The sequence below is a fragment of the Nocardioides sp. SYSU D00065 genome, from assembly GCF_017916425.1.
Classification (GTDB): Bacteria; Actinomycetota; Actinomycetes; order Propionibacteriales; family Nocardioidaceae; genus Nocardioides.
On the sequence record NZ_JAFMSX010000001.1, the window covers coordinates 275,532 to 287,850 of the forward strand.

General features: G+C 72.7%; 14 protein-coding genes. 3 read left to right on the top strand and 11 right to left on the bottom strand.

Annotation, left to right across the window (positions count from 1 at the left end):
- Positions 1–9: 9 nt before the first annotated feature.
- The 5 genes from hisF to J3P41_RS01385 form a co-directional block, all read right to left on the bottom strand.
- On the bottom strand, positions 10–786 hold the full coding sequence (gene hisF, locus J3P41_RS01365; protein ID WP_210443421.1) for an imidazole glycerol phosphate synthase subunit HisF: 777 nt from the start codon (positions 784–786) through the stop codon (positions 10–12).
- Entirely contained in the window at positions 783–1,238 is a 456-nt protein-coding gene (locus J3P41_RS01370; protein ID WP_246861559.1) for an NUDIX hydrolase, read from the bottom strand. Before J3P41_RS01370 ends, hisF begins: the two co-directional genes overlap by 4 nt.
- A gap of 2 nt (positions 1,239–1,240) precedes the next feature.
- Positions 1,241–1,987 carry a bifunctional 1-(5-phosphoribosyl)-5-((5-phosphoribosylamino)methylideneamino)imidazole-4-carboxamide isomerase/phosphoribosylanthranilate isomerase PriA gene (priA, locus tag J3P41_RS01375; RefSeq protein WP_210443423.1) on the bottom strand — a complete coding sequence of 249 codons (747 nt, stop codon included), beginning with the start codon at positions 1,985–1,987 and terminating at the stop codon, positions 1,241–1,243.
- Between the two features lie 100 nt (positions 1,988–2,087).
- On the bottom strand, positions 2,088–2,354 hold the full coding sequence (locus J3P41_RS01380; protein ID WP_210443424.1) for a hypothetical protein: 267 nt from the start codon (positions 2,352–2,354) through the stop codon (positions 2,088–2,090).
- A 417-nt stretch (positions 2,355–2,771) separates the two neighbouring features.
- Positions 2,772–4,172, bottom strand: a complete 1,401-nt coding sequence (locus tag J3P41_RS01385) for an HNH endonuclease signature motif containing protein (protein WP_210443425.1) — start codon at positions 4,170–4,172, stop codon at positions 2,772–2,774.
- A gap of 220 nt (positions 4,173–4,392) precedes the next feature.
- Here J3P41_RS01385 and J3P41_RS01390 point away from each other — a divergent pair, with 220 nt between their 5' ends.
- Complete coding sequence (locus J3P41_RS01390; RefSeq protein WP_210443426.1) at positions 4,393–4,899, top strand: hypothetical protein; 507 nt, start codon at positions 4,393–4,395, stop codon at positions 4,897–4,899.
- A 10-nt stretch (positions 4,900–4,909) separates the two neighbouring features.
- Here J3P41_RS01390 and J3P41_RS01395 read toward each other — a convergent pair whose 3' ends face one another.
- The 5 genes from J3P41_RS01395 to hisD form a co-directional block, all read right to left on the bottom strand.
- Entirely contained in the window at positions 4,910–5,542 is a 633-nt protein-coding gene (locus J3P41_RS01395; RefSeq protein WP_210443427.1) for a hemerythrin domain-containing protein, read from the bottom strand.
- A gap of 109 nt (positions 5,543–5,651) precedes the next feature.
- A complete protein-coding gene (hisH, locus tag J3P41_RS01400; RefSeq protein ID WP_210443428.1) occupies positions 5,652–6,284 on the bottom strand; it encodes an imidazole glycerol phosphate synthase subunit HisH in 633 nt (210 codons plus the stop codon).
- On the bottom strand, positions 6,281–6,895 hold the full coding sequence (gene hisB / locus J3P41_RS01405) for an imidazoleglycerol-phosphate dehydratase HisB (protein WP_210443429.1): 615 nt from the start codon (positions 6,893–6,895) through the stop codon (positions 6,281–6,283). The genes hisH and hisB overlap by 4 nt, the downstream gene beginning before the upstream one ends.
- Complete coding sequence (locus J3P41_RS01410) at positions 6,892–8,073, bottom strand: histidinol-phosphate transaminase (protein WP_210443430.1); 1,182 nt, start codon at positions 8,071–8,073, stop codon at positions 6,892–6,894. The genes hisB and J3P41_RS01410 overlap by 4 nt, the downstream gene beginning before the upstream one ends.
- The gene (hisD, locus tag J3P41_RS01415; protein WP_210649676.1) at positions 8,070–9,371 is read right to left on the bottom strand and encodes a histidinol dehydrogenase; all 1,302 of its coding nucleotides are present in this window, start codon (positions 9,369–9,371) and stop codon (positions 8,070–8,072) included. The genes J3P41_RS01410 and hisD overlap by 4 nt, the downstream gene beginning before the upstream one ends.
- Before the next feature lie 82 nt (positions 9,372–9,453).
- On the opposite strand from hisD, the gene J3P41_RS01420 reads away from it, so the two are divergent.
- Both J3P41_RS01420 and ybaK read left to right on the top strand, forming a co-directional pair.
- Positions 9,454–10,119: an LON peptidase substrate-binding domain-containing protein gene (locus J3P41_RS01420; protein ID WP_210443431.1), complete on the top strand. Its 666-nt coding sequence runs from the start codon at positions 9,454–9,456 to the stop codon at positions 10,117–10,119.
- A gap of 10 nt (positions 10,120–10,129) precedes the next feature.
- The gene (ybaK, locus tag J3P41_RS01425; protein ID WP_210443432.1) at positions 10,130–10,627 is read left to right on the top strand and encodes a Cys-tRNA(Pro) deacylase; all 498 of its coding nucleotides are present in this window, start codon (positions 10,130–10,132) and stop codon (positions 10,625–10,627) included.
- A 10-nt stretch (positions 10,628–10,637) separates the two neighbouring features.
- Here the strand turns inward: ybaK and J3P41_RS01430 are convergent, their stop codons facing one another.
- Positions 10,638–12,278, bottom strand: coding sequence for a DUF3352 domain-containing protein (locus J3P41_RS01430; RefSeq protein WP_210443433.1), 1,641 nt, complete (start codon positions 12,276–12,278; stop codon positions 10,638–10,640).
- Positions 12,279–12,319 lie beyond the last annotated feature (41 nt).

Consider the following 12,319-nt stretch of genomic DNA (forward strand, 5'->3'; position numbering starts at 1 on the left):
GGGCGAATCCTACGGCGCCGCGACGCCCGTCCGGACCGGATGACCGGCCGTGGACAGGCCCGCCTTCACCTCGCCGACGCTGAGCGTGCCGAAGTGGAAGACCGTGGCGGCCAGCACCGCGTCGGCGCCGGCGTCCACGGCCGGCGGGAAGTGCTCGACGGCACCCGCTCCCCCGCTCGCGATCACCGGCACGCGCACCTCGCGGCGTACGGCGCGGATCAGCTCGAGGTCGAACCCGTCGGTCGTGCCGTCGGCGTCCATCGCGTTGAGCAGGATTTCGCCGGCGCCGAGCTCGGCGGCGCGCGCGGCCCACTCGACGGCGTCGAGGCCCGCGCTCCGGCGGCCGCCGTGGGTGGTGACCTCGAACCCGCTCGGGGTGTCCGCGCGACGCGCGTCGACGCTGAGGACGAGCACCTGGTTGCCGAAGCGGTCGGCGATCTCGGCCACCAGCTCGGGCCGGCGGATGGCTGCGGTGTTGACGGCCACCTTGTCGGCACCGGCGCGCAGGAGGCGGTCGACGTCCTCGACGCTGCCGATGCCGCCGCCGACCGTGAGCGGGATGAAGACCTCCTCGGCGCAGCGGCTGACCACGTCCATGGTCGTCGCGCGGCCCTGGTGCGAGGCGGAGATGTCGAGGAAGGTCAGCTCGTCGGCGCCCTCGGCGTCGTAGAGCCGCGCCAGCTCGACGGGGTCCCCGGCATCGCGCAGCTCGGTGAAGTTGACGCCCTTCACCACCCGTCCGCCGTCGACGTCGAGGCACGGGATGACGCGGATCGCGAGGCTCACGTCCGCACCTCCCGAGCGGCGCGGGCCGCGAGGGCGACGTCGACGATGTGGGAACGGGGTTGGCCCTCGAGCTCATTCAACGGCACCCACTCGGCGCGGTCCGTCGAGCCGTCGACCTCCGTGGTGCCCAGCTGCCCACCCGTGATCGTCGCGTCGAAGACGAACCGCTGCGAGCGGAACCAGCCGTCGAAGGTCCGTCCCCGACCGGTGAAGAAGTCCTCGGCGAGGAGGCCACCGGGCTCGACGTGGTAGCCGGTCTCCTCGAAGACCTCGCGCACCAGTCCGTCGTGCACGGACTCGTCGAAGTCGATGCCGCCACCCGGGAGCGACCACGCCGGGTCGCTGTGCCCTTCGCCGTTCCACCAAGCCAGCAGCACGCACTCATGCCCGTCGACCTCGTCGAAGAGGAGGACGTACGCCGCCAGGCGGACGTGGTAGTCGGTGAACTCCATGCTCACGCGCCCTTCGTCAGGGCGAGCGCGTCCTCGAGCGTGAAGCGGCCCTCGTACAGCGCGGTGCCGGCGATGGCGCCCTCGACGCCCTCGCCGACCAGGCCCATGAGGGCGCGGATGTCGTCGAGGGTGGTCACGCCGCCGCTGGCGACGACGGGCCGGTCGGTGGCCGCGCAGACGTCGCGGAGCAGCTGGAGGTTCGGGCCCTCGAGCATGCCGTCCTTGTTGACGTCGGTGACGACGTAGCGGGCGCACCCCTCGGAGTCGAGGCGGGCGAGCGTCTCGTAGAGGTCGCCACCGTCGCGCGTCCAGCCACGAGCGGCGAGCGTCGTCCCGCGCACGTCGAGCCCGACGGCCACCCGGTCGCCGTACGTCGCGATGGCCCGGGCACACCACTCCGGCTGCTCGAGGGCTGCGGTGCCGATGTTGACCCGGCGGCAGCCGGTGGCCATCGCCGCCTCCAGCGACTCGTCGTCACGGATGCCGCCGCTCATCTCCACCTTGATGTCGAGCGCCCCGACGATGCGCGCCTGCAGCTCGCGGTTGTGTCCGTGCCCGAAGGCCGCGTCGAGGTCGACGAGGTGGATCCACTCCGCGCCCGCCTCCTGCCAGCGCAGTGCCGCCTCGACCGGGTCGCCGAAGCGCTTCTCCGAGCCGTCCACGCCCTGCACCAGCTGGACGGCCTGGCCGCCCTTGATGTCGACGGCAGGCAGGAGCTCGAGGTACGGCTGCTCGGGAGTGCTGGGCATGGGTCGATCCTAGGAGCGACGGTGTGTCAGGCCCCGCGGGCGGGGGTACGGCGAGACGACGCGCCCGGGCCGGCCTCGTGCCGGGCGTCGCTCGGGCACGTCACGACTGGGAACGGTCGAACCAGTCGGCAACGTCCGAGAACGCGCCCGTGCCCAGGGCCGGTGCGAGCAGCACCGGCAGGGCCAGCACGAGGACGACGAAAGCCGTCAGGCCCAGCCACGGCCGACCCTTCAGCCCGTGCAGCGCCGCGCCCGCAGCGGCGGCGGGCCCCACGAACGGCAGCGATGCCGGGAGCTGCCAGCCGCACCACCCCACGACCGCGGCGTAGAGCGCCAACCCCAGCACCCTCGCGAACAGGCGCCGCACCAGCGACCGTCCCCGGCCGCTGGCCCTCCCAGTGGTGCCGTGGCGCCGCACCTGCGCGATGGGAAGGTTGCAGCCGCGGCACGAGGCAGCGGAAGCCGGGACCCTCGCGCCGCACAGCGGACAGTCCAGCGTGACGTCGGATAGGGGCGATGTCTCAGGCACGCAGGAACGGTAGGCGTGCTCCTGCGAACGCGAGGGCGGAACGGCGAAGTCGACCGCGTCCGTTCGGGTGCGTGCGGGTGCGGGTGCATTGCACGGGTCGGGACCTCGACGACACCGGGTAAGCCGATCCACGGGTGGTGGCGAGCGAGTGGCGGTCGGCCCGGAGCAACTGGCGGCGGCTGACCAGCTTCCGGCTGAGGCCCAGCGCATGCCTGTGACCCCGTCGTCATCGGACCGGCGGGGTGCGGGGCGGGGTCATCGTCGGCGCGGGTGCGGCACGGGTGGTGGGTCATCGAGTGCGGTCGTGCCGGTCTGGTCGCGTCGGTAGCGGTGGCCGTGGGGGCTGGTCCACTCGAACGCACCCGGCGCGACGACGGTGTAGCGCCAGGCGGAGTGCGTCTTCAGCCGGTGATGCCTGCGGCAGAGCGCGGCGAGGTTGGACGTGGTGGTGGGGCCAGGTTGTGGCCGGCCTTCCGCGTCGGCGTTCGGGTCGAACGGGATGACGTGGTCGATGTCGCACCCACGGGCGGGCCTGCTGCACCAGGGGAACACGCAGGTGCGGTCGCGCAGGGCGACCTGCTCGCGGATCCGGTCGGGGACCGCGTAGCCGGGTGAGGTGTGCTCGGCGGTGAGGTCGATGACGGGCTTGATGGTGACCTTGGTCCGCGTGTCGGCGCACCAGGCGCGGACCTGGTCCAGCAGCAGGAGCCGCTGGCCCTCCTCCATGCGACCGGTGGCGCCGAACACCGTCTGCTCACCGACCGTCGAGGCGTCGAAGTGGGCGTGGAGGACGACCTCCCGCGCGACGGGCAGCCCGTCCTGCGCCCGCGCGTCGGTGACACCTTGGGCGTGGAGGTCGAGGGCGGTCTGCGTGCGAGCCAAATCCCCGAGCGCCTTGGCGCGCCGAGCGTCCAACGGCTCGGCGGACCCAAGCGCTGCCAGGGTCGCGGCGCCGTGGGCCAGCGCCCGGTCGAGGTCGAGGGCGTCGGCGAGATCGAGCTCCGCCTCGAGACGCATGGTGCCCGCGTAGTGCACGTCCTGCGTGTCTATGGTGACGTGCCGTGGATCCACGGCGAGATAGCCGTCCTCGGGGTCAGCAGCCGGGTCCGGAAGCGCGAGGTCGTAACGCTTGATCGTCTCAGCGGCCAGCCTGTCCAGTTGCGCCGGCCTCACCCGCCCGGCCACCGCAGCCACCTGGCTGTCCACCCAGCCCGCCGCCTCGCGGGTCAGCGCAGGGGTGGCATGGATCGTCGCCTCGGCGACCGACCGCGCCCGCCACGCCGGCACCAGTCCTGACTGGACCTGCGCCCACAACCGCGGCAGCCGGTGGCGCAGCTCGAGCGCGTGCCCGATGAGTCGCTTCGCCGACGTCGTCGAGATCCCCAGCACGGCGCCGAGCTCAGCGACACAGAACTCCGCCACCAACGGCGCACCCTCGCCGGCGATCGGCTCCTCGTGCTCCCACCCCGGCACGGGGAACGACGCAGCAGCGTGGATCGACTCCGGCGGGTGCAGGTCCGCCCACCGGGCAGCGAGGTCGAGCTGGTCCGCTGCCGCTCGGTCTTCGGCGGCCTTCCGCTCCTTGATCGCAGCCAGCAGCGCGCTGACGGAGTCGTCGCCCCTTGCGCCTCGTCGTGCCGCCAGCGTCTCGATCATGTGTTCGATTCTACTCTCGACCACTGACATCGAGAAGGGGGCGAACTCAAATTGGGGAGACGTTCGTGTCGTACGTGTCTCTGCTGCGCAGCCGGCTGCTCGAGTCCCTGCGATGGTCCCTGGTGCCGCTCACACCGAAACCGTCCGGCGTCTCTCGCCGCCTGCCGAGCAAGCATCGCGGCGCGCCGACGCGCTCACCCCGACCAGTACCGTCGAGCCCGTGATCGGTGACCGGTGGGGCGTCACGGACGAGGAGACCCGGCAGCGCTACGGGTGCGACGAGCTCGTCGCGCGACCGAGCCTCGAGGCATGGCGCGGCGTCACGGTGCACACCGGACCGGACGCCGTCTGGGCGCGGCTGCGGCAGCTGCGGCTCGGGCCGTACTCCTACGACCTCATCGACAACCTCGGACGCCGGTCGCCGCGCGAGCTCCGGGACCTGCCCGAGCCGATGGTCGGGGACCCGTTCACGCACGCCCTCGGGAGGGCGCGGGGTCGTGTCCTCGCGGTCCGGCCGGGGCACGAGCTGACCGCGACGATCATGGGCGCGCACCTGTCGTACGCCGTGGTCCCGGGCGCGTCCGGCACGCGCCTGCTGCTCAAGGTGGTCGCCGAGGGCCCACTGTGGCTGGTGCAGGCGCTCTGCCTCGGCGACCTGGTGATGGCCCGCAAGCAGCTGCTCACCCTCAAGGCACTCGCCGAGCGCGACGCTGACCGGCGGTCCTAGCCGGGTACACCTAGCGCCAGACCGGGGCGACCTCGCGCCGGTAGCGCCGCGCGAGCACCAGCGTCAGCGCCGTGACCACCGGGCCCGGGATCGCGGCACGCAGCGAGGACCGCTCCCGCTCCCCCGCCCCGTCCTGCATCCACGCGAGCGCGTCGGCGGCGTCCACGATGCTCGCCGGGCGCAACCTCTTGGTCATCGCCTTCCACTCCGGGTCGTCCTCGAGGGCGCGAGCGATCGGCTCCACGTCGCGCTCCTCGTGCTCGAGGTGCGTCTCGACCACTTCGGCGCACGCGCGGACGGCGTCTGCCGCTGCGCGCGCCCGGTCCGGCGTCGGCGACGCCACCACCTCGTCGAGCGCAGCCGACACCGAGGCGAGGGCCTGCTTCATCGCCACGTGCTCGGACTCCATCGCCGCGAGCAACGAGGGGTCGAAGCCGCGCTTCTCGAGGAACGGCCAGATGTTGTCGTCCTCGGCCTCGTGGTGGTGGGTCAGCTCGCGCACGAGGTTGCGCCACGCCACCCGCACCTGACGCGCCCGGGCGGCGTCACCGGCGCCGAGCGAGCGCAACGCCCGCTCCGTGCGGGCGATGTCGCGACGCACGGCGGCGTGGATGATCTGGTTCATGCTGAGCAGCTCGGCCATGGTCGGACGCTAGACCTGCTCGAGCCGCCCGGCGACCTCAATTCTCATGAAGTCTCGGCCAGGCACGGACGGTTCGCGCGACACGAGCCGCCGCCTGTCGGGACGAGCCCTAGAGCGACTCCACCCAGTTCCGCAGCAGCGCAGCGCCGGCGTCGCCGGACTTCTCGGGGTGGAACTGCGTGGCCCAGAGCGGACCGTTCTCCACCGCGGCGACGAAGCGGTCGCCCCCGTGGTCGGCCCAGGTCACGAGCGGCGCGGCGGTGCGGTCGTTGGTCACCAGGTCCCACGACCGAGCCGCGTAGGAGTGGACGAAGTAGAACCGCTCGTCCTCCAGGCCGGCGAACATCCGGGACCCCTCGGGCACCTCCACGGTGTTCCAGCCCATGTGGGGCACGACGTCGGCCTGCAACCGGTCCACGGTGCCCGGCCACTCGTCGCAGCCCTCGGTCTCCACGCCGTGCTCGACACCTCGGGCGAAGAGGATCTGCATGCCCACGCAGATGCCGAGGACCGGCCGGCCACCGGCGAGCCGCCGGCCGATGATGCGCTCGCCCTTGATCGCGCGCAGGCCCGCCATGCAGGACGCGAACGCGCCGACGCCCGGCACCAGGAGCCCGTCGGCCGCGAGCGCGGTGTCGAAGTCGCTGGTCAGCGTCACCGACGCGCCGGTGCGCTCGACGGCGCGCACCGCGGAGCGCAGGTTGCCCGACCCGTAGTCGAGGACGACGACCTCGGCGCTCACAGCGCCCCCTTCGTGGACGGTACGCCGGTCTCGCGGGGGTCGAACGCGACGGCGTCGCGGAAGGCGCGCGCGAACGCCTTGAACTGCGTCTCCACGACGTGGTGCGGGTCGCGGCCGGCGAGCACGCGGACGTGCAGGCCGAAGTGGCCGTGGTGGGCGATGGACTCGAACACGTGCTGGGTCAGCGACCCCTGGTAGGCCACCCCACCCGCGCCGCCTCCGATGCGGACGTAGACCTGCCCGTCGGGCTCACCGGTGTGGACGCAGTAGGGCCGGCCGGAGACGTCGACGACGGCCTGCACCAGCGCCTCGTCGAGCGGCACCGTGGCGTCGCCGAAGCGGCGGATCCCGGACTTGTCGCCGAGCGCCTCGCGCAGCGCCTGGCCGAGCACGATCGCGGTGTCCTCCACCGAGTGGTGGGCGTCGATGTGGGTGTCGCCGGTGGTCCGCACGGTGAGGTCGACGAGCGAGTGCCGGGCGAAGGCGTCGAGCATGTGGTCGTAGAAGCCGACGCCCGTGGACACCTCCGAGCGCCCCGTGCCGTCGAGGTCGACCTCGACCGAGACCGTGGACTCCTGGGTGCTGCGCTCGATCCTCGCGGTGCGGCTCATGCCCGCTGCCTCTCCGTCGTGTCCTGCTGCGTCGTGTCCTGCTGCGTCGTGTCCTGCTGCGTCGTGTCCTGCTGGACCGTCTCCAGCAGGGCCTTCTTGAATGCTGCCATCTCCTCGGGCGTGCCGATCGACACCCGCAGCCACCCGTCGGGGCCGGTCTCGCGGATCAGCACGCCGCGGTCGACGAGCCCCTGCCACACCGCGTGCCGGTCGGCGAACCGGCCGAACAGCGCGAAGTTGGCGTCGGAGTCGGCGACCTCGAACCCCTGCTCGCGCAGCCACGTCACGGTGGCGTCGCGCTCCACCCGCAGGTCGTCGACGCGCCCCAGCAGCTCCGGCGCGTGCCGCAGCGCAGCGAGCGCCGTCGCCTGGGTGACCGCGGAGAGGTGGTAGGGCAGCCGGACCACGCGGATCGCATCGCAGATCGTCGGGTCGGCGGCGAGGTAGCCCACCCGCGCCCCCGCCAGCGCGAAGGCCTTGCTCATCGTGCGGGTCACGACCAGGTTGCGGTGCCGCTCGAGCAGGGCCAGGGCGCTCGGCGTGCCGGTGCGGCGGAACTCACCGTACGCCTCGTCGACCACGACGAGGCCGCCCGGCTCGTACGACGCCGCCGCCTCGCAGAGCATCGTGACCGCCTCGGGAGGCAGCGCCGTACCGGTCGGGTTGTTGGGGCTCGGCAGCAGCACGACCGCGGGGCGGAGCTCCTCGACGAGGCGCCGAGCCGCGTCGAGGTCGAGCGAGAAGTCCTCGGCCCGGTGCCCGGCGTGCCACTCGGTCAGGGTGTCGCGGGCGTACTCCGGGTACATCGAGTACGTCGGCGCGAACGACAGGGCCACCCGGCCGGGACCGCCGAACGCCTGCAGCAGGTGCAGCATGATCTCGTTGGACCCGTTGGCAGCCCACACCATCTCGGGCGTGATGCCGGAGCCGCCGGAGGAGTTGAGGTACGCCGCCAGCGCGGCGCGCAGCTCGACGAACTCGCGGTCGGGGTAGCGGTTGAGCCCGGCCGCGGCCTCGCCCACCGCTTGCGCGATGTCGGCCGCGGCCTCGGGCGAGGGACCGTAGGGGTTCTCGTTGACGTTGAGCTGCACCGGCGCCTGCGCGCGCGAGAGCTGCGGCGCGCCATAGGGCTCGATTCCCCGCAGCTCCTCGCGCAGGGGTGGGAACGCCCCGCTCATCGCTCGAACCGGACCGCGACGGCCTGCCCGTGACCGGGCAGGTCCTCGGCCTCGGCGAGCGTCACGACGTGCTCGGCTACCTCGGCCAGGGCGGCACGCGAGTAGTCGACGACGTGCACCGACTTCGTGAACGCCCGCACCGAGAGCCCGCTGCTGTGGCACGCGCAACCGGCGGTGGGCAGCACGTGGTTGGACCCCGCGCAGTAGTCGCCGAGCGAGACCGGGGCCCACGGGCCGATGAAGACGGCCCCCGCGTTGCGCACGCGTGCCGCGTGCGCCGCGGCGTCCCGGGTCTGGATCTCCAGGTGCTCGGCGGCGTAGGCGTCGACCACCTCGAGCCCCTGGTCCATGTCGTCGACCAGCACGAGGGCGGACTGCCGGCCACCCAGCGCCGTGCTGATCCGCTCGCTGTGGCGGGTGGCGGGGACCTGCTTGTCGAGCTCGACCTCGACCGCGTCGGCGAGCTCGACCGAGTCGGTCACCAGGACCGCGGCCGCCATCGGGTCGTGCTCGGCCTGGCTGACCATGTCGGCGGCCACGAAGGCCGCCTCGGCGCTGTCGTCGGCGAGGATCGCGATCTCGGTCGGCCCCGCCTCCGAGTCGATGCCGACCACCCCGCGCAGGAGGCGCTTGGCCGCCGCGACGTAGATGTTGCCGGGCCCGGTGACCAGGTCGACGCGTCGGCACGGGCCGGCGCCGTGGGCGAACATCGCGATCGCCTGGGCCCCGCCGACCGCGTAGACCTCGTCGACGCCCAGCAGGGCACACGCCGCGAGGATGGTCGGTTCGGGCAGCCCGCCACGGTCCTTCTGCGGCGGGCTCGCGAGCGCGATCGAGCGCACGCCGGCCACCTGGGCGGGCACGACGTTCATGACGACGCTGCTGACCAGCGGCGCCAGGCCGCCGGGGACGTAGAGGCCGACCCGGTCGATCGGGACCTTGCGGTGGGTCACGGTGGCGCCGTCGCCGAGGCTGGTCGTCACGTCGTGCTCGAGCTCGGCCTCACACGTCGCGCGCAGCCGGCGGATCGACTCCTCGAGCCCGGCCCGCACGGCCGGGTCGAGGTCGGCGAGCGCCGCCTCGAGCGCCTCACGCGGCACCGCGATCTCGTCGGGCGCCACGCCGTCGAATCGCTCCGAGAGCTCGGCGATGGCCTCGACACCGCGGGCCCGGACCGCGTCGATGATCGGCTGGACCTGATGCGTCGCGGCCTCGACGTCGAACTCGGCGCGAGGCACGCTCGCGCGGTAGTCGACGGACGCCGGGTCGGCGCCCCTCAGGTCGATGCGACGGATCACGGACATGCCTGAAGTCTAGGTTCCTCGGCGATTCGTCCTCCGCTCGCCCGCTCAGCGTGGACACCGCGGATAGGTTGGTGCCGTGAGCGAGCCACTGCCGATGTTCCCGCTGAACACCGTGGTGTTCCCGGGGATGAGCGTGCCGCTCCACGTCTTCGAGGATCGCTACCGGATGCTCGTGCGGCACCTGCTCACCGTCGAGGACCCGGCCGCCCGGGTGTTCGGCACGGTCGCGATCCGCGAGGGCTACGAGGTCGGCGACCACGGCGCCCAGTCGGTCTACCGCGTCGGGTGCGTCCTGCAGCTCACCGAGGTCGACCGGCGCGAGGACGGCACCTTCGACATCGTCGCGGTGGCCCGCGAGCGGCTGGTGCTCGAGGAGATGAAGCGCGGCGAGGAGTTCCCGCAGGGACTCGCCGAGGTGCTGGTCGAGCCGGAGGTCGACGTGCCAGCGGAGGTGCTCGACCGTGCCCGCGCGACCTTCACCGCGTTCCGCGCGGCGATGACCGAGCTGCAGGGCGACCCGTTCAGCGGCTCGCTGCCGCGCGACCCCGACTACCTCGCCTGGACGCTGTCCGCCCTCGCGCCGCTGCCCATGGCCGAGCGCCAGTCGCTGCTCGAGGCGAGCGACGCCGCCGAGCGGCTCGTCCTGGTCACCCGACTCCTCACCGAGGAGCTGCGGGCCATCAACGTGATCCCGTCGTTGCCCGCCACCCAGGTGGCCCGCACGGCGTGGTCGCCCAACTGAGGCACCCGTCGTGGCGAAGCGGACGCGCACGAGCGGTGGTACGCCGGCGACGGTCGCCCTGACCGCGGCCGGGATCGCGTTCGAGGTGCGCCCCTACGAGCACGACCCGCGCGCCACGTCGTACGGCATGGAGGCGGCCGAGGCCCTCGGCGCGGATCCGGCTCGGGTGTTCAAGACGCTGCTGGCCTCCCTCGACGGGAGGCTGGTGGTCGGCATCGTCCCGGTGTCGGGACAGCTCGACCTCAAGGCACTGGCCCGGGCCCTGGGCGGGAGCAAGGCCGTGATGGCCGACGTCGCCGCGGCCGAGCGGGCCACCGGCTACGTCGCCGGCGGCATCTCGCCGGTCGGGCAGAAGCGTGCCCATCCGACCGTGCTCGACGACTCCGCGCTCGAGCACGAGACGATCCTGGTCTCGGGCGGGCGGCGCGGCTTCGACGTCGAGCTCGCTCCCCGCGACCTGGTGGCGGTCACCGCAGCGGTGACCGCCACCATCGCGCGTCGCGACTGAGCGGTCGGTCTCAGTCCGTGGTGACCTTGAACAGACCGTGGACGACGTCGCCCTCGATCCAGCCGCTGACCCCCAGCGCCGAGAGCGGCGCGAGGTTCTCGCTGACCTCGGGCATGTCCTGGGTGAGCCGGACCAGCCAGTCCTCGTCGGCGTCGAAGTCGACGAACAGGGCGGCCTGCGCGTCATCCTGCTCGACGACCTCCTCGAAGGCCTCCGTGGTGCCCAGCGACCCGCCCGACTCGAGCTTGCTGCGGTAGTCGTCCTGGAGCGCCAGCACGGCGTAGCCGTCGCCCTCGGTCACCTCGAGGTACTCCGCCGCCTCGGGGCCGGCCAGGGCGCTGATCTTGTCGAGCACGTCCTGGATCTCTGCGGCGTCGCCCTTGATGGTGACGCCGAAGGGCACCTCGCCGGGCCCGCCGTTGGCGATGGCGTCCGGGTCGATCCCGGGACCGACCGACATGGTGACGCCCTCACCGAGCAGGGTCTCGACGTCCTCGGGGAAGGCCAGCCCGGTCTCGGCCTCGAGCTGGGCGAGCATCTCGTCCACGTCGCCGGCCTGGGAGCCCATCGTCTGCTCGACGTAGTCGAGCATCGCCTGCGCCCATCCCTCCTCGAGGGAGAAGCCCAGCGCTGCGACGGTGTCGTCGGGCAGGTCGGCGGCCATCGTGATGCCGGCGTCGCCGTCGACGTACTTGGTCACGTCGGGCTGGTAGTTGCTCATGGCGTACTCGACCTCGACCGCGCCGTCGTCGAAGCGGACGGTGGCGGCCATGCCGTCGAAGTCGTCGATCATCTGCTGGAGCTCCTCGGGGACCTCCTGCTCCGACATCGCCGACGGGTCCTCGCTCGTGTAGTCCTCGGGAGTGGGCACATCCCCGAGCATGGAGCCGAAGCCGGCGGCGTCGTCGAGGTACTGGGCGGCGGCCTTGGCGACGTAGAGCGACATGAAGCCGTCGTCGCCGGCCTCGCCGGTCCACTGCTCGAACGAGGCGTCGCCGGCGAGGGTGCCGCCGTCAGCCGCGTCGACGACCTGCTCGGCGATCTCCTCCGTCTCGGCCATCACCATCCAGTCGCCGTCGACGACCCAGCCCCCGGTGCTGCCCTCGGTGCCCTCGGAGCCGCCGCCGCAGGTCTCGACCAGCGTGCGCATGCCCTCGTCGGCGGCGTCGGCGTCGCTCACCTGCACGACGCCGACCGCTGCCGGCTCCTCCTCGCCCAGGTCCACCGCGGCCATGGCGGCGCGCGAGCCGAGCCACGGCTCGACGTCCTGGGCGTAGTCGAGGCCCTCGCACTCACCCGAGCTGGCGATCTCCTCGAAGAGGCGCTCGCGAAGGTCGTCGTCGGTCTCGAGGTCGACGTTGTCGGTGAACCCGGGGAACTTCCGCAGCGTCTTGATGGCCTCGATCTTCTGACCACCGCTGGGGTCGATGTCGATGCTGACGTAGCCGATCGTGGAGTCCGGCAGCGCCTCGGCCGGCTGCGCGCCGGTGGCGAAGAAGCTCGTCGCCGCCCAGGCACCGCCGGCGACGACGGCGCCTCCCGCGACGAGCGCACCGAGCGCGATGAGGCGCTTGCGGTTGTCGTTGTCAGGCGCGGTCTCGACCGGGCCCGACGCGTCCAGGTACTCCGGGCCGCCCGGTGTCATGCTCATGGATCCTGCTCCCCCGTTGCACGGGTCCCGACGGTCGGGAC